Origin of the sequence: Micromonospora sp. NPDC005686, from assembly GCF_042871665.1 — a bacterium.
GTDB lineage: Bacteria > Actinomycetota > Actinomycetes > Mycobacteriales > Micromonosporaceae > Micromonospora.
Genome location: NZ_JBIAIY010000007.1, coordinates 218156 through 234530, shown reverse-complemented (window position 1 = coordinate 234530; position 16375 = coordinate 218156). Strand labels below are relative to the sequence as shown.

The 16375-nt window shown below is 70.3% G+C and carries 13 protein-coding genes; 7 read left to right on the top strand and 6 right to left on the bottom strand.

Features of this window, described 5'->3' with window-relative positions; translation table 11 throughout:
• Positions 1-12 precede the first annotated feature (12 nt).
• On the top strand, positions 13-408 hold the full coding sequence (locus ACFYON_RS18295) for a zf-TFIIB domain-containing protein (protein ID WP_354866529.1): 396 nt from the start codon (positions 13-15) through the stop codon (positions 406-408).
• A 94-nt stretch (positions 409-502) separates the two neighbouring features.
• Positions 503-1183, top strand: a complete 681-nt coding sequence (locus ACFYON_RS18290) for a maleylpyruvate isomerase N-terminal domain-containing protein (protein ID WP_354866527.1) — start codon at positions 503-505, stop codon at positions 1181-1183.
• 6 nt (positions 1184-1189) lie between these two features.
• On the opposite strand, the gene ACFYON_RS18285 is transcribed toward ACFYON_RS18290, so the two are convergent.
• Entirely contained in the window at positions 1190-5278 is a 4089-nt protein-coding gene (locus ACFYON_RS18285; protein WP_357709870.1) for a replicative DNA helicase, read from the bottom strand.
• Positions 5279-5675: 397 nt separating this feature from the next.
• Here ACFYON_RS18285 and ACFYON_RS18280 point away from each other — a divergent pair, with 397 nt between their 5' ends.
• Positions 5676-7319, top strand: coding sequence for a hypothetical protein (locus ACFYON_RS18280; protein WP_357709867.1), 1644 nt, complete (start codon positions 5676-5678; stop codon positions 7317-7319).
• Between the two features lie 78 nt (positions 7320-7397).
• On the opposite strand, the gene rplI is transcribed toward ACFYON_RS18280, so the two are convergent.
• From rplI to rpsF, 4 genes are all read right to left on the bottom strand, one after another.
• Positions 7398-7844: a 50S ribosomal protein L9 gene (gene rplI / locus ACFYON_RS18275; protein WP_354866521.1), complete on the bottom strand. Its 447-nt coding sequence runs from the start codon at positions 7842-7844 to the stop codon at positions 7398-7400.
• Between the two features lie 14 nt (positions 7845-7858).
• Complete coding sequence (gene rpsR / locus ACFYON_RS18270) at positions 7859-8098, bottom strand: 30S ribosomal protein S18 (RefSeq protein WP_007073789.1); 240 nt, start codon at positions 8096-8098, stop codon at positions 7859-7861.
• Between the two features lie 41 nt (positions 8099-8139).
• Entirely contained in the window at positions 8140-8670 is a 531-nt protein-coding gene (locus ACFYON_RS18265) for a single-stranded DNA-binding protein (RefSeq protein WP_175438580.1), read from the bottom strand.
• An 80-nt stretch (positions 8671-8750) separates the two neighbouring features.
• The gene (rpsF, locus tag ACFYON_RS18260; RefSeq protein WP_013289357.1) at positions 8751-9041 is read right to left on the bottom strand and encodes a 30S ribosomal protein S6; all 291 of its coding nucleotides are present in this window, start codon (positions 9039-9041) and stop codon (positions 8751-8753) included.
• A 627-nt stretch (positions 9042-9668) separates the two neighbouring features.
• Here rpsF and ACFYON_RS18255 point away from each other — a divergent pair.
• The 3 genes from ACFYON_RS18255 to ACFYON_RS18245 all read left to right on the top strand — a co-directional run bounded on the left by ACFYON_RS18255 (position 9669) and on the right by ACFYON_RS18245 (position 13791).
• On the top strand, positions 9669-10451 hold the full coding sequence (locus tag ACFYON_RS18255) for a deoxyribonuclease IV (protein ID WP_354866519.1): 783 nt from the start codon (positions 9669-9671) through the stop codon (positions 10449-10451).
• A 227-nt stretch (positions 10452-10678) separates the two neighbouring features.
• Complete coding sequence (locus ACFYON_RS18250; RefSeq protein WP_387188686.1) at positions 10679-12634, top strand: hypothetical protein; 1956 nt, start codon at positions 10679-10681, stop codon at positions 12632-12634.
• Between the two features lie 233 nt (positions 12635-12867).
• Entirely contained in the window at positions 12868-13791 is a 924-nt protein-coding gene (locus tag ACFYON_RS18245) for a BTAD domain-containing putative transcriptional regulator (protein WP_354866515.1), read from the top strand.
• On the opposite strand, the gene ACFYON_RS18240 is transcribed toward ACFYON_RS18245, so the two are convergent.
• Positions 13737-15263, bottom strand: a complete 1527-nt coding sequence (locus tag ACFYON_RS18240) for a glycosyltransferase 87 family protein (RefSeq protein WP_354866513.1) — start codon at positions 15261-15263, stop codon at positions 13737-13739. The genes ACFYON_RS18245 and ACFYON_RS18240 overlap by 55 nt on opposite strands.
• Positions 15264-15479: 216 nt before the next feature.
• On the opposite strand from ACFYON_RS18240, the gene ACFYON_RS18235 reads away from it, so the two are divergent.
• On the top strand, positions 15480-16328 hold the full coding sequence (locus tag ACFYON_RS18235; RefSeq protein WP_354866511.1) for an AfsR/SARP family transcriptional regulator: 849 nt from the start codon (positions 15480-15482) through the stop codon (positions 16326-16328).
• Positions 16329-16375 lie beyond the last annotated feature (47 nt).

Sequence of the window (16375 nt, the reverse complement as noted above, 5' to 3'; positions counted from 1 at the left end):
ACCTTCGTTGTCATGCAGATGACCTGTCCCAAGTGCCGCGGAGAAATGCGCCAGTACGAGCGCAGCGGAGTAGTCATCGACCAGTGCGGCGAATGCCGCGGCATCTTCCTCGACCGTGGCGAGTTGGAGAAGCTGTTCGATGCCGAGGCCAACTGGAACCGGCAGCACGGCGGCGCCCCGCAGCAGCCCGCGCCGACCGGTGCCGGCTACCCGCCGCCCCCGCCACCCCCGCCCGCCGCCGCGCCGCACCAGCCCGGCTACGGCGCCGTCCCCCCGCCCCCTCCGCCGCCGCCCGGCCACGGCTACGCGCAGCCCGCGTACGGCCACAGCCAGCAGCAGCACTACGGCTACCACGGCCACTACCGGCGCAAGAAGAAGCACGGCTTCCTCGGCGAACTGTTCGACTGACCGCCGACCACACGCACGCCGGGTCGGTGCGCCGCACCGACCCGGCGCGCTCGTCGGCGTGCCGCACCCGCCACAGCGTGGCAGGCTGCACGGCATGAGCCCGATCCGGCAGCACGAGGCGCTGGCCCAGGCGTACGACGGCATCACCGCAGTGGTCAGCCCGCTCGACGACGCCGGCCTGCAACGGCCCACCCGATGCCGCGGCTGGCTCGTCGCCGACCTGCTCTTCCACGTGCTCTGCGACGCCCAGCGCGCACTCGTCGCCCTGGCCAGCCCCGCACCCGGACCGGCCGACGTGGACGACGTCAGCTACTGGCGTGCCTTCACGCCCGGCGATGACGACACGGGCATCAGGCACGCCTGGTGGGCCCGCCGGTCCGCCGTCGCCTTCGACCGGCCCACGGGCGTGGTCCGCCTCTGGGCCGACACCGCGCCCGCCGCCGTCCGCGCGGCAGCCACGGCAGACCCCGACGGGTACGTGACCACGCAGGGGCACGTGCTGCGCGTACCCCATCTGCTCGCCACCCTGACCACCGAGGCGGTCATCCATCACCTGGACCTGGTGGTGGACCTGCCGGACGCGCCGCGACCGGCGGCAGACCCGACGCGGGTCGCGGCGACCGCGATGGATGGTCTGCTCAGCGACGACGCGGTACGGCCGGCCGGCTGGGACGACCACGAATTCCTGCTGAAGGCGGCGGGGCGGGTGCCGCTCACCGACCGGGACCGGCTGGAACTGGGCGAGGCGGCGGGCTGGTTCCCGCTGCTCGGCTGACGCCGCTCAGACGATCGCCATGTCCACGAAGCGCGACAGGTGCAACTGGGCCGCCACCGTCACCGTGTCAGTCGGGCCATTCCGGTGCTTGGCGATGATGAAGTCCGCCTCGCCCGCTCGCGGCGACTCCTTGTCGTAGTAGTCGTCGCGGTGCAGAAGAATGACAACGTCTGCGTCCTGCTCGATCGAGTTGTGCGCGGCGATGCCGTTGGCGATGAAGTTGTGCGTGCCGAGCACCGTAGCGTCGTAGACGTCCTTCTCGCCGACGGATTCGATCGAGACGATCTCGTCCCAGAACACATCGTTCGTCGCGTGCAGGTCAAGATCCACGGAATCCAGGACTGCGGCGACCTTGACGAGACGTGACCGGCTGGGCGCACGCTTCCCCATCGCACTGCCGGAGAACTGGGTGCCGACGGCAGCCGCGAACTCTCGGTGACTCGTCTTGCGCTCCGCCAAGACCTCGCGAACCCGTGACCACACCTCCTTGGGCACCGTGTCCACGTTCGGATTGCTGACGACGGATTCGAGAATCACCAGCAGCGCCGCGCACCCGTTGGCGCGCTCGCCGTGCACACCGATCTCCCGAAGGAAGCGGAGTTGGTCGTCACGACCCGAGATGTCCAGGGTGTACTGCGGCCGGTGTTTAGTGACCGGAACCTGTCGCAACCGAGCAGAGATTCCGTAGCGCAGCAGCAGGCGTGAGATGTCCTCCAGCATCCGGCGCGAGGTGGAGGAGAAGTAGATTCGCCCTCCTCGACCGGACTTGTTGACGGTCACTGACCCGTCGGTGGCCCAGAGGTGCCGCAGGAAGAGGGTGATCTGCTCCTTAGGCAGGCCGAACACCGCTGGGGGCACGAACTTCTCGTGGGACCGCAGCCCGAACAGGCCCAAACCGTCCAGCCACTCGGCAATCGGGTTCCGCCGACCGCGGGCGAGCCGGAATGGTGCCGGTAGCCGGAGCGTGGTCACTCGGGCAGCCGGGTAGTCGTCTCGCACAGCCGTGATCCCGAAGTGCGTGGCCGCCTTCGTCACTGCCGCCAGGCTGGCCTCGTCGCAACTCGCGTAGCGGATCGGCTGCCGACGGACGAACGAACCGTCCCCGAGGAGGTGTGCCAGCATCACCACCTCCGGCTCGGCCCACGGCTGGATGTTCAACGGCGGCGGAATGTGCCGAGGCGCCGCAAGCCGAGTGCCAACCGTGAGTTCTCGCAGTGGCAGCCACCCGCCGAACGTGAGAAAAGGATGGTTGGCAGTCGCTTCTACCTGCTTGCCGGACGCAAGGGTCATCCGGAAGACCTCGCGCGTTCCGCTGGGGAAGGCGTGCGTGAGCGTTCGGGGGGTGTAGCGGAGACCCTCATCGAGTGCCCAGACGGGGATCTCCCTCAGGTTCCCGGCAAGAAGCGCCCCGAGAGTGATCTCCGAGTTGTCGTCGGCTCGAACGAGCCTGGTGTCGGCCGTCAGGCAGCCGGATTCGCGCAGATCGGAAAGCTGCGGCCGCTTGTCGGTACGCTGCTCGGGCCCACGGTTCAGCTGACTCACCGCGATCACCGGGCACTCGACCTCCTTCGCCAGCAGCTTCAGGCCACGGGACAGGTCCGCGACCTCCTGCTGCCGGCTCTCGGTGCGCTTCGGCGAGGTCATCAGCTGGAGATAGTCGACGACGATCAGCTTCAGGTCGTGCTTCTGCTTGAGCCGCCGCGCCTTCGCCCGGATCTCCATCAGGTTCATGCTCGGCGTGTCGTCGACGAAGAGCGGCGCCTCGCTGATCTCGCCCATGCAGCGCGCCAACTTGGTCCAGTCGTCGTCGGAGAGCTGCCCGCTCCGCAGCACATGCAGCGGCACGCGCGCCTCGGCCGAGAGGAGTCGCATGACGATCTCGACCTTGCTCATTTCCAGCGAGAAGATCGCCGCCGCCTGGTTGGCGCGAATCGCCGCATTTCGGGCGAAGTCCATACTCGCCGTGCTGTTGTGCGTCGGGATCATCGAGCGGCCCGCCAGATACAGATGGTCGGGATTGTCAACCGTCACACAACGCACCGGCACGCTCGGCACCGGACGAACATCCACGATGAACCGCGAGTGGGAGCGGACGTCCGAGGACGTCCGGCGTCGGGCCGCATGAGCGGTGCGCTTCCGGTCCAGCCGGAAGACCGTGTCCGGGGTGGAGAAGTTCAGCGTGTATGCGATCGACGATTCCTCGGTACGGCCGCGCACCTTGCGCTCGGTCATGGTGCACCGGTAGCCCAGGCTGACGACGAGTTCCCGAACGCCGTCGATCAGGCGCCGCGAGGTGGACGTGTACCGCAGGTTCCCGGTCGGCGCCACCGTGCCGTCGGTGTCCATGAGACCGGCGAGCAACGCCCGGCGCTGTGTTTCGGAGGCGCGTAGGTAGTCCCGCGGAATGTGCTTGTCGTTGGCCACCCCGACTCGGCGGAGCAGGGCCAGGAACGAGCCGTTCCGCTCGTGACACTCGGCGCAGCGGCGGGTTCCGGGGTTCTCCCGCAGGGCACGGGTGGAGCCGCCGCAGTCGACGCAGGTGCGGTCCACCGTCCTGGCCGGCGTGGGCAGCTGCACGCTGTAGACCATGGGGCCGCTCGGGCGTACCAGGAAGCCGTCCTGGGCCACGAGGTCGAGCATCTCCGCGTCCGCGGTGGTGAAGCGGCTGGCCCCGGTGTGCCCGTCGCCGAGCCACACCCCGAGGGTGTACGGCGGGACGACCAGATCGCGTTCCGGAAGTCGGAGCGGCGCGCAGTTCCGCACGGCGTGGTTGAGACGGCGGTCGGCCGTCTCGGTACGCAGCGTGGCCGCGATCTGCGCCGTCGTGACGATCCCGTCGTACTCGGCGCGGCTGCCGGCGTTCACCGGGCGTTCCGCGCGTGCACGGAGGCCGGAGACCAACGCGCCCACCGGGTAGCCCGGAGCCGTCCAGTTGCGTGTCTTGCCGGCCCGGGTCACCGGTCGGGTGGTGACCCGGCCGTTGGAGCCCACCGTGTGGAGCACGTTGCGGAATTCCGGGCCGGCCTGATCCAGGGTCTCCGCGAGAGTGACCAGCCGGTGCGGTTCGGCGGATGCGGCAGTCTCGGCCTCCCGCACCTTCGCCAACGCCGGCTCGGCCCAGTGGTGCCGCCGGCGTGCCTCCGGCTGACGTCGGCTGGCCCGGGTGGTGGTCTTCCACAGGTGCTCGGCGTCCGCCACGATGACGCTTCCGTCGGAGAACTCGACCTCGTAGCAGGGGCGGTCGTACATCACGTCGAAGACGTTGGTGATCGTCGTCGGAGTGCCGTCCGCGGCGAGGAGCTGCTCGCCGGCCCGCACCTCACCCATGGTGGTCCAGCCCTGTGGGGTGGGCAGCGGGGTGTCGAGTGCAAGCGCCTTACCGAGACCAGGCCGGCCGGCCACGATGATGAGCTGGCCGGCGTGCAGGCCGTTGAGCAGGCGGTCGAGGTCGGTGAACCCGGTCGGCACACCTGTCATCATCCCGCCCTGGGCACCGACCGCCTCGATCTCGTCGAGCGTCGGCTGGAGCATGTCGGCCAGGACGGCGAAGTCCTCACTGACACGCTTCTCCGTGATCTCGTAGACGGCCTGCTGGGCGAGGTCGACGATGTCGTCGACGTCGCGGCTGCCGCTCGGGCCGGTGCCGTAGCCGAGCTGCACGATCCGGGTGCCGGCCTCGACCAGCCGGCGGAGCACTGCCCGTTCGCCGACGATGCGGGCGTAGTAGGCCGCGTTCGCGGCGGTGGGCACGCTCGCGATGAGCGTGTGCAGGTAGGGAGCGCCGCCGATCCGGGCGAGGTCGCCGGAGTCGGCGAGCGCGGCCGCCACGGTGATCGGGTCGGCGGGCTCGCCACGTCCGTAGATGTCCAGGATCGCGTCGAAGATGGTGGCGTGGACCGGGCGGTAGAAGTCGTTGGTCTTCAGGATCTCCACGACGTCGGCGATGGCGTCCTTGGAGAGCAGCATGCCGCCGAGTACGCACTGCTCGGCGGCGACGTCCTGCGGTGGTGTCTTCTCGAACGGCGCGTCGCGCGGCGGCGGCTCGGGCGCTTGTCCCCCGGCCCGTTCCGCACGCGTCTCGTCGGTGACCGACACGGGTTCCCCCCTCGCTGCGTCGGATCGAGTCCAGCTCTATCGCCCGGGTGTGACAACTCCGCGCCGACCCTCCGGTCGATCGGGGGTCATCGCCCGGCGGTCGGGGGACAACGATACGGAACCCGAGGTCAGCCGCTCAACAAGGCCGGTGGACGAGCCTCGGGACAACCTGTGGACGCCGGTGCCCCCTCCTGTGCGCAGGGTGTGCACCAGGGTGTGGATAAGTGATGGGGAAATCCGGGCCTATCGCCTCTGACCTGCGGTTTTCCTGTCCCCACCCTGTGGACGAAAGATTTCCGGCTGAGCTTTGTCGTCGTTCGTCCCGTACTATCGCTGCGAACGGCGACACCTGGGACAGCGGGTTTACTTTCGGGTTGAGAGAGGTCACGCTCCGGCCGTGAGACACCAGGACTGGGGAAGCGGGGAGGACAGCCCGCGCGAGCGACGGCCGAGCGGTTCCTGGGACGAGCCCGCCGGCCGGCGCCGGGTCGACTCGTACGCGCTGGAGGGCCGTCGCACGGCGAGCCGGCGACGGGCGATCGAGCGTGGCCAGGACGAGCCGGTGGAGACGTACCTTCCTCGCTGGGCGCTGGAATCCGGGGTGAGTCGCGCGGACGGCGGCGGGCGGCATGCCGCGCCGGACGACGAGGTGGAGAAGCCCTCGTCGGCGGGCACCCGGCGGGATCTGCGCGCGATCGGTGCGGGTCCGCTGTCGGACCACACCGCCGAGTGGACGATGGACGCCCCGCAGGAGCGGGGGTACGTGGGCAACCGGCGGGCGGACGAGGACGACGAGCCGGTGTCGGGGGCGGCGCCCCGGAGTCGTCCGCGTCGCGCGGCGACGCGCCGGCCGCAGGTGACCTGGTCGGGGCTGCCGGAGTCGGCGGGTTCGGGCGAAGGGCCGGCCGGGCCGGAGGCCGGACTGCCGACGGATCGGCGGCGTCGGTCGGCGTCGGGCTCCTCCTGGCCGCCGGCGGGGTCGGACTCGGCCTGGTCGCGGTCGGCGGCCCCGGACGGCGCGTGGTCCCGGCCGGCGTCGGATGCCGAGTGGCCGGCGGTGCCGGATACGGGCTGGTCGCCGTCGACGGCCGCGGAGCCGGAGGCCACCTGGGGACGGACGGCGGCGTCCGCGAAGGCGGCGGAGCCGGAGTCAGCCCGGTCGCGGCCGGCGGCGAATCCGTGGCAGCGTCGCCGGGCGGCCGAGCGTGAGCCGGTGGAGCCGCCCGCTGTGGATCCGTGGGACGCGTCAGGGCTGCATGCCTGGGACCGGTCGGTGCCCGCGAGCGGCTGGGGTCGGGCGGAGAGCCGGTGGGACCGTACGGAGCACACGGGTGAGTGGGACCGGTTCACCGATACGGGTTTCCTGGAGCCGGTGCGGGACACCGACGACCGGTACGCGAATGCCGATCCGTGGGACCGTTCGGCGCCGCCGGTACGGGAGGGCTGGGCGTCGCCGGAGCGGGCCGAGGCGTTCTGGTCGGGTACCCGGCTCTCGGGTGACGATCCGCGGTGGATGGAGACGCCGCCGACGGCCCCGCGCTCGCCTGCCGTGGCGTATTCGGCGCCGCGTCCCCGTACCGCGCCTCGTCGTCGCCCGGTGGAGCCCGCGCCGTCGACGTTGCGGCGGCAGGTGGAGACGATCGGCGGCGGTTCGTGGGGCCGGCGACTGGAAGACGACCTGCTGGATCCGGATCCGGGTGGCCCGTTGCGTCCGCTGGTCTACACGGCGGCGTGCTATCTGGTGCCGGCGGTGCTGCTGGTGGTCGGTCTGCTCTTCCTGAGTGGCCAGCCGCCGGCGGGGTGTGTCACGGACATCACCGGTGGCGGCTGTGATTCGCCGCGTGCGCACGCGTTGGAGTCGTTGTTGTCGGCGGCGCCGCGGTTCGGGTTGGCGATGGTGAGCAGTCTGGTGGTGGCGGTGCTGTTGCGGCAGGTCGGGACGACGTGGCGGTCGGCGACCGTGGCGCTGGCGGCCGCGGTGGTGGGTGGTGGGCTGTCCACGGTGGTGATCAGCGCGGTGACGGGCAAGCCGCTCGGTTGAGCCGCTTCGGTCGAGCGGCCAGGTTGCGAAAGGCCCGCACCGGTTGCCGGTGCGGGCCTTTCACGTCGTGCTTCGGTGTCAGCCCTTGACCACGTTCAGGTCGAACTTGGCGGTCACCTCGGGGTGCAGCCGGATGCTGACCGGGTAGGAGCCGAGCGCCTTGATGTGACCAGGCAGCTCCAGCCGGCGGCGGTCCAGGGCCGGGCCGCCGGCGGCCTTCACGGCGTCGACGATCTCAGCCGGCGTGACCGAGCCGAAGAGCCGACCGCCGTCGCCGGCGCGGGCCTTCAGGTTGACCTTCAGGCCCTCGACCTGGGTCTTGACCTCGGTGGCGTGGCCGAGGTCGCGGATCTCGCGGGCCGAGCGGGCCCGCTTGATGACCGTGACCTGCTTCTCCGCACCCTTGGTCCAGGTGATCGCGAAGCCCTGCGGCAGCAGGTAGTTACGGCCGAAGCCGTCCTTCACCTCGACGATGTCGCCCGGAGAGCCGAGACCGGACACCTCCTGAGTCAGGATGATCTTCATGTCCGTGCCTCCTCTCAGCGGGCCGTGGCCGTGTAGGGCAGGAGCGCCATCTCACGGGCGTTCTTGACCGCACGGGCGATCTGCCGCTGCTGCTGCGAGGTCACGCCGGTCACCCGCCGAGCGCGGATCTTGCCGCGGTCGGAGATGAACTTGCGCAGCAGCGCGGTGTCCTTGTAATCGATATAGGTGATCCCGTCCTTGTCGAGCGGGTTCACCTTCTTCTTCGGCTTGCGCAGTGCCGCAGCCTTCGCCATTGCTCTTGCTCCTGGTTTGCGATCGCGGGCGCTCGGCGCCATCAGAACGGGGGCTCCTCGTCGAAGTTTCCGCCGCCCGAACCAGCGCGGGAGGGGGCGGGGGCAGCAGAGGCCCAGGGGTCGTCGAAGTTGCCTCCGCCGCCACCCTGGCCGCCACCACCACCGAAGCCGCCGCCACCGCCACCGGAGCGGGACATCTTCTGCACCTTCGCCGTGGCGTAGCGCAGCGACGGGCCGATCTCGTCGACCTCCAGCTCGATGACGGTGCGCTTCTCACCCTCACGGGTCTCGTACGACCGCTGACGCAGCCGGCCGGACACGATCACGCGAGCGCCGCGCTGCAGCGACTCGGCGACGTTCTCGGCGGCCTGGCGCCAGACCGTGCACGAGAGGAAGAGCGGCTCGCCGTCCTTCCACTCGCCGGAGGCCTTGTCCATGAAGCGGGGCGTCGAAGCGACCCGGAACTTGGCGACCGCCGCGCCGGAGGGGGTGAATCGCAACTCGGGGTCATCGGTCAGGTTGCCGATGACCGTGATGGTGGTGTCTCCTGCCATGACCATCTCCTCGCGCACTCATCGTTGTGCCGTACAGGCTCCCAGAGCCGTACGACAGCGTGGATGAGGCTTGATCCGGACGTGCCGGGTCTAGATGCTCAGCGCATCTCCGGACGGATGACCTTGGTGCGCAGCACCGACTCGTTGAGTCGGAGCTGACGGTCCAGCTCGCCAACGGCCTCCGGCGTCGCCTGGAGGTCGATGACGGCGTAGATGCCCTCGGCCTTCTTGTTGATCTCGTACGCGAGGCGCCGGCGGCCCCACACGTCGGTCTTCTCCACCGAGCCACCCGCGGTCCGGATCACGTTCAGATACGTGTCGAGCGACGGGGCGACGGTGCGCTCCTCGAGGCTGGGGTCGAGGATCACCATGACTTCGTAGTGACGCAAGACGTGCTCACCTCCTGTGGGCTAAGCGGCCACGGTCCTTCCGTGGCAGGAGGTCGTGCGTCGCTGCCCGCGCCGGTGCCGGGGGAACCCGGCCGGACACGGACAACCGCACCAGGATAGCCGGTCCGGACGATCATGGCCGCGCCGGTGGCTCCGGTGCGCCGGATGCGTGACAGGGGTCCACCTCCGGATGAGAGGTGGACCCCTGTCCACGGGACCGCGGGGCGTCCCGTCCGCATTCCTTGGGTGGGACCTGGGGAGGAACGACCACACCGATGAGGTTGGATCGAAGACGCCCCGCGGAGCTTTATCGTGTTGTCACCTGGTCTGACCATACAATGGCTCTCGTCACCACTTGGGGTAAATGGAAGAATTGGTCCTACTGCTGGTCTCCCGTACCGGAATGACGAGCGGATCCCGCCCCGTCGCGCCGGGCCGCACGGCGGGGCGTCCCGTTGCCGGGGGTCCACCCTCGCCCGTACGTGCTGTGGACCACGTGCGGGCGGAGCGTCGACCATCGATCCCATCTCGGACAACGACCGCCGGGCCCGGTGGTGACGCGTCCGACCCGCCGGACGCCTCGCGCGAGCGCGCCGACCGTCGCAGGCGCGACGTAGGCTGCCCAGCATGCGAATCGGAGCCCACGTCGATCCGACCGACCCGCTGGCCGAGGCGACCGCCCGGCAGGCCGAGGCGGTCCAGTTCTTCCTGGCCGACCCGCAGGGCTGGAAGGCCCCGAAGCCGCGCGAGGACGCCGAGCGTCTGCGCTCCGCCGACGTCGACATCTACGTGCACGCGCCGTACGTGATCAACGTAGCCACGCTCAACAACCGCATCCGCATCCCCAGCCGCAAGCTCCTGCTCGCCCACGCCACCGCGGCGGCCGACGTCGGGGCCAGCGGGCTGATCGTGCACGGCGGCCACGTCAACGCCGGCCACGACGTCGCCGTCGGCTTCGACAACTGGCGCAAGACCTTCGCGTACGCGGCGGATTCCGGCGGGTTCCCGCTGCCGGTGCTGATCGAGAACACCGCCGGCGGTGACAACGCCTGCGCCCGGCGCCTCGACTCCCTGGCCCGGCTCTGGGACGCGCTCGGCGACTACGAGGTCGGCTTCTGCCTGGACACCTGCCACGCGTACGCGGGCGGTGAGGAACTGCTGGGCCTGGTCGACCGGGTGAAGGCGATCACCGGCCGGATCGACCTGATCCACGCGAACAACTCCAAGGGCGCGTTCAACTCCGGCCAGGACCGGCACGACAACCTCACCGGAGGCACCATCGACCCGGAGCTGCTGGTGGCGGTGATCCGCGCGGCCGGCGCACCGGTGATCGTGGAGACCCCCGGTGGCGTCGAGGGCCAGGCCACCGACATCGCGTTCCTGCGCGGGCAGTTGGGCGCGGCGGCGTGACGACCGAGCAGTCCGGCACGACCGGACGCCGGTCCCGCGCCGGGACGCGGCCGGACGACGGCGCGAGCGCACCGGACGACACCGCCGGGGCGACCCCGCCCGGCGAGAGCGGGACCACGGGGATCGGGTCCGGCGAGGACGACACGGAGACGGCCGGGGCGTCCTCGTCCGACCAGGCCGGGAGTCCTGCGGGCAGCTCCGTCGAGGACGAGACCGCCGCCCCGGCGGTGAAGACCGGCAAGACGAGGAAGCCCGGCAGGGCAACCGGGGCCGGCAGGACAGCCGGGGCCCGGGACGGGACCGCCGCCGACGAGGACGACGCCCACGACACCCGGCCGAACGGCGGCGACGCCGATGACGGCGAGAAGGCGGACGCCGGGGACAGGAAGGCAGCGGGTACGGACGGCGACAAGCCCGCCGACCCCTGGTCCGCGTTCGGGCCGGCGCCGGAGCCGGTGCTCGGCCGGCCACGCCGGGCGGTCCGCGCGGTCGGCCGCTTCCTGGCGCACGAGTGGACGCTCGCCGCCGTCGCCGCGCTCGCGCTGGCCGCGGCGATGACGTGGCCCACGCTGCGCTATCCGCGGCACACGCTGCCGCAGGACTACTGGGATCCGAGCCTGCAGGCGTGGCAGATGGCGTGGTCCGGGCGCATCCTGCGCACCGACCCGGCGATGCTGTGGCACGCGAACACGTTCTATCCGGAGAACTGGAGCTTCGCGTTCTCCGACACGCTCCTCGGGTACGCCCCGGCCGGCCTGATCGGGGTCGGCCCGGAGCACGCCGTGCTGCGCTACAACATCATGTTCGTGCTGGCGCACGCGCTCGCCGCGTTCGGCGCGTACGCGCTGGCCCGGCAGCTCGGCGCGGGCCGCATCGGCGGCGCGGTGGCCGGGGCGAGCTTCGCCTACGCGCCGTGGCTGCTGGCCCAGGCGGGGCACCTGCACATCATCTCCAACGGCGGCATCCCGCTGGCGCTGGCCATGCTGGCCCGGGGTCACGGCTGGTCGCTGCGGCACGGCTACCGGCCGCGTCGCCGGCACGCGGGCTGGGCGCTCGCCGGGTGGCTGGTGGCCGCATGGCAGCTCAGCCTGGGGTTCGGCATCGGGTTGCCGTTCGCGTACATGCTGGCCGGGGCCGTGCTGGTCTCGGTGGTGCTGTGGTTCGTGCGGCGGCGCCGGGTGAAGCGTCCGTTCGGCCGGCGGCTGTTCCTGGCCGACGTGTTCGGCGGGCTCGCCTTCGCCGCGGTGGGCGCGGCGCTGGCGGTGCCCTACTTCAAGGTCGCCGAGATGCACCCGAACGCGGAGCGGACGCTCGGCGACATCGGGCTCTACTCACCACCCGCGAGCGGGTTCTTCACCGCGCCGGCCGAGTCGCGCGTCTGGGGCGGGCTGCACGAGGGCGCCCGCGCCGTGCTGCCCTGGCACCCGGAGATGACGCTGCTGCCGGGCTTCGCGCTCTACGCGCTCGCCGCCGGTGGCCTGTTCTTCTCGGTCTGGCGGGTCCGGCACCGGATCTTCCTGCTCGCCGGGGTGCTCGTGACGATGGCGCTGGCGATGGGCACCCGGTTCTTCGGCGGCCGGTTCACCTACGTGCCGTTGTTCGACTACCTGCCGGGCTGGAGCGGGCTGCGCACGCCGGGCCGGATGATGCTCTGGACCACGCTGCTGCTGGGTCTGCTCGCGGCCGGCGCGGTCACCGCGTTCTGCATGCGGGTCCGCGAGCTGGCCGCCGAGCGGGTGCCGCCGTGGCCGGGCCCGTGGCTGCGCCTGGCCACGCTGCTGCCGTTGGCGCTGGTGCTCGTGGAAGGGCTGAACGCCACGCCGCAGCCGGTGGTGCCGCAGCAGCCGGCGGCGCTGCGCACGGTGGACGGCCCGATGCTGGTGCTGCCGAGCAGCCAGAACCTGGACCAGCCGGTGATGCTCTGGTCCACCGACCGGTTCCAGCCGATGGTCAACGGCGGCAGTGGCTTCACGCCGCGCTCCCAGGCGCAGATCCGGGAGGCGACGGTGAGCTTCCCGGAATACGCGAGCGTCGAATACCTGCGGCAGATAGGCGTGAAGAACGTAATCGTGTTGCGCGACGAACTGGCGGGCACTCCGTGGGAGGGGATGCTCGACCGGCCGGTCGATGCGCCGGGGGTCACCCGGGAGCAGGTCGGCGAGGCGGTCGTCTATCGGCTGTGACATAAGGGCATGGTTCGCCCGAATGGTCGCACTTTACAGTCCGGCATCCCTTGACTAGCAAGATCCTCACTGCCATAGTCGCCTGACTACTAACGGGGAGCGTAGGGGTGCTGCGGTTCAGAATACTCGGGCCGTTGACGGTCCGGAGTGGGGATTCCTTTATCTCAATTTCGAGCTCACGTCAGCGGAAACTGTTGGCAGCGTTGTTGATCGGAAATTCGAAGAGCGTGTCGGTGGATCGCCTGATCGACGTGGTCTGGCCGGATTCCCCGCCAGTCACCGCGCGTCAACAGGTGCAGAACTGCGTGGGCCGGATCAATTCCTGGCTGATCCGGCACGAGCACCTGCATACGGTGCGGCGCTCCGGCTGCAACTACGTGCTCGAGGTCGAAGATGAATCGGTCGACGAACGCGTCTTCCGTGCCGAATACCGGGTCGCGGCGGAATTCGCGCGGGCGGGCAATTTGTCCACCGCGACCGCCCGTCTCCGGACGGCGCTGGCGATGTGGCGCGGGGAAGCGCTGGAGGACATCGGTTCCGAACGCCTCGTCGGGGAGGCCACGCATCTGCAGGAGATGCGGGTGCGGTCCCTGGAACAGTTGGCCGAATGGGAGTTCAGCCAGGGCCGGCACGGTGAACTGATCCCCGAGTTGAGTCTGTGGACCGAGTCCTATCCGTATAACGAGTACATGCACGGCTGCCTGGCGCGCGCGCTTCACCGCACCGGCCGGACGGCCGAAGCACTGCAGGTGCTCCAGCGGCTCCGCCGGCGGTTCGGGCAGGAGTTGGGACTCGGCCCCGGCCCGGCGCTGCTCCGCCTCGAAGACGACCTGCTGCGATCGGACGAGACGACCGAGCAGCACCCGCCGGCGATCCTTCCGATGCTCCGGGAGATTCAGTCCACTCTCAGCAACCTGTCCGAGGTCGTGCAGACTCTGATGATGAACACCGACGACCGGCAGTTGGTCGCTCCCCCGCCGGCGTCGACTCACGCCCGACGCGACGGGCCGGTGGTCGACTGCTCGACCACCGGCCGGAGCGGGAATGGACAGCCGTCCACCGTCCACTCATCCGCCTCGAACGGTGCCACCACCCACGTCGTTCAGACGGCCTGGGGCTCGGGATGGCCGGCAGAAGCACGGGAGCGCCAGCGCTGATACCAGGGTGCGTCGGCTGCGCCGTCGAGCACCCCGCCGTCCGGGTCGTCGGTGTAGGTGTGCCGGACCACGTCCAGTTCGGGCCGCAGGATGTCCCGGATAACGAGCCCGCAGAGCACCGCCACGGTGATCAGTCGCAGGCTCGACGCCAGCACGAAGACGCCTTCGGGGAAGACCGGCCGGGACATGGCCGTGCCGAGCAGTTCGCCGTAGAACGCGGCGAAGTAGCAGACCTCCGCGACCTGCCAGGCCAGGAACGCTCCCCAGCGCGGCCGGGCGAGCACCGCGAGCGGCAGCAGCCAGAGCACGAACTGCTGGGACCAGACCTTGCTGAAGATGAGGAACGCGGCGACCACCAGGAAGGCGAGCTGGGCCAGCCGAGGGCGGCGCGGGGCGAGCAGCGCCAGCCCGGCCACGCCGAGGCAGGCGAGGCCAAAGAGCAGGTACGACACCCAGTTGAGGGTGGAGATGTTGGCGTTCAGCCATTCGAACGGCCCGAGTTCCCCGGGCGCGGACGGGCTGATCCGGCCGTCCAGGTAGCGGCCGATGTACCAGAGCGTGCCCCAGTCGATGGGGCGTGTCGTGTTCAGATCGAAGAAGCGTTCCCAGTTCTCTCGGTAGGGGATCGCCACCGGCAGGTTCACCGCCACGAGCGTCACCAGCGCGGTCGCCGTGGCGGCCAGGCCGGCCAGGAGCTTGCCGGCGCGCAGCGTGAGGACCAGGATCGGGCCGAGGAGGAACAGCGGCCACATCTTGGCCGCGCCGCCCAGTCCGATCAGGACGCCGGCCAGTCCGGGCAGCAGTAGCGCGTACCGGTCGGGTCGGGCGCGCGCCCACGCCAGCAGGCCGAACGCGGCCAGGCCGATGGCGAGCAGGTCCCAGTTGACGGTGGCGGTGAGCACCAGGGCCGGGGAGAGCGCGAACAACGCGGCGTCCCATGGTCGCCGTCGGCGCAGGCTGAGGATCACGGCGACGGTGGCGACCGCGAGCGCGCCGAGCACCAGCGCGTTCAGGTTGTAGAACCACTGGCCCTGGTTGATGCCGGGGTTGTCGGCACCGAGGGCGTGCACCGGCAGGCCGAGCGCGCCCATGAAATAGCCGGTCAGCACCGGGTACTCCACCGGGTGGTCGGCGTAGGGCACCTTGCCCTCGTTGAGCCCTTCGGCGTAGTAGAGCGCCAGCACGTCCGTGTAGCACATGCGGGTGTACTGGACGTTGTTCTGCCAGGCCCCGTCCTGGCAGGGCGACTTCTGCACCCAGTGCAGGGCCAGCGTCAGGCAGACGAGTGCCAGCACGATCCGGCCGGCGGTCCAGAACCGGCTTTCCCGGTCGGCTGGCTGGTCCAGGGCGACGGCGTGGTCGCCGAGCGGCCCACCGATTGCCTCCGAGGCGCCGCGGACGAAACCGTCCGACCGGGACGGGTGGTCGCTCGGGCCGGCTTCGCCAGTACCCGGGATCGGCTGGATGCTCATGGCAATGCATCCTGCCGCAACCGGCTCGAGAGGACGAGTACCCTCGCGAGCTTGCCGGTCTCGCTCCGGTGAAGCTTGCCTGCGGCAAGCACCTCCTCACAGACTGGCTCGATTTGCACCCTTTAGCTCCTTATGAATCCCTTGACCGCCATCGACCGCGGGCTATGCTGAGCGCGGCTCGCCAGAGCCAGGAAGCGCAGCTCCACGGGGGAAAGAATGGAATATCGATTCCTTGGCCCTTTGGCCATGTGGTCGGAAAGCAAGACGGTTAGAATTTCCGGTGAGCGAAGTCGAAAATTGCTCGCCGGCCTTGTCGTAAATGCCAACCGAGACATCAGCATCGACCGCCTCATCGACATCGTATGGGGAGAGGATCCCCCGGCGACCGCTCGGCAGCAGATCCAGAACCGACTCGGCCGCCTCCGCTCAGTGGTCTCACTCAACGCGCCTGATCAGCAGGTCCGGCGACACGGCGACTCCTACCAGCTGACCACGGCCGAGGAGCATGTCGACGGGCTCAGGTTCCGCAGCCTCTGCGCCGAGGCGGAGATCGCCCATCGCCACGGTCACCTCCCGCGCGCCGCTGATCTCCTCCGGCAAGGGCTGACGCTCTGGCGCGGAAAGGCCATGCAGGACGTCCGTTCCGACGCACTTCAGGCCGATGCCGTCCGCTGGGAGGAATCGCGCCTGCGGGCGATCGAGCGCCTGGTCGCGCTGGAATTCGCCCAGGGAAACAGTGCCGCCACCATTCCGGAACTGCAATCCTGGGTCGACAGCCATCCCTATCACGAAAGTCTGCACTGTCAGCTGGCCGAGGCCCTGCACGCGGCGGGGCGGACGGCCGAGTCGTTGGCCGTGATCCGTGAGCTGCGCGCCCGGCTCGACACCGAGTTGGGCATCGCACCGGGCGTCACCGTCCACGAGGTCGAGCGCCGGATCCTGGTGGGGCAGGGCGGGGATTCCTCGACCGGCTTCCACCTCGACCGGGAGGCGGCCGAGGCGCTGCGACGTGCGCTGACCGAGACCACACGCGCGCTGTCGATCCTGACGGTAGCCCTCGCCTGAACCGCCTTCCGCCTCGGGCAGCGACGGCGGCCGAGCCCGGATGGCCG

Coding starts and splice junctions, on each gene's coding strand:
- rpsR (WP_007073789.1), bottom strand. CDS start 8,098: ATGGCGAAGGCTGCGGCACTGCGCAAGCCGAAGAAGAAGGTGAACCCG.
- ACFYON_RS18235 (WP_354866511.1), top strand. CDS start 15,480: ATGGAATATCGATTCCTTGGCCCTTTGGCCATGTGGTCGGAAAGCAAG.
- rplI (WP_354866521.1), bottom strand. CDS start 7,844: ATGAAGATCATCCTGACTCAGGAGGTGTCCGGTCTCGGCTCTCCGGGC.
- ACFYON_RS18290 (WP_354866527.1), top strand. CDS start 503: ATGAGCCCGATCCGGCAGCACGAGGCGCTGGCCCAGGCGTACGACGGC.
- ACFYON_RS18255 (WP_354866519.1), top strand. CDS start 9,669: ATGCGAATCGGAGCCCACGTCGATCCGACCGACCCGCTGGCCGAGGCG.
- ACFYON_RS18295 (WP_354866529.1), top strand. CDS start 13: ATGCAGATGACCTGTCCCAAGTGCCGCGGAGAAATGCGCCAGTACGAG.
- ACFYON_RS18240 (WP_354866513.1), bottom strand. CDS start 15,263: ATGAGCATCCAGCCGATCCCGGGTACTGGCGAAGCCGGCCCGAGCGAC.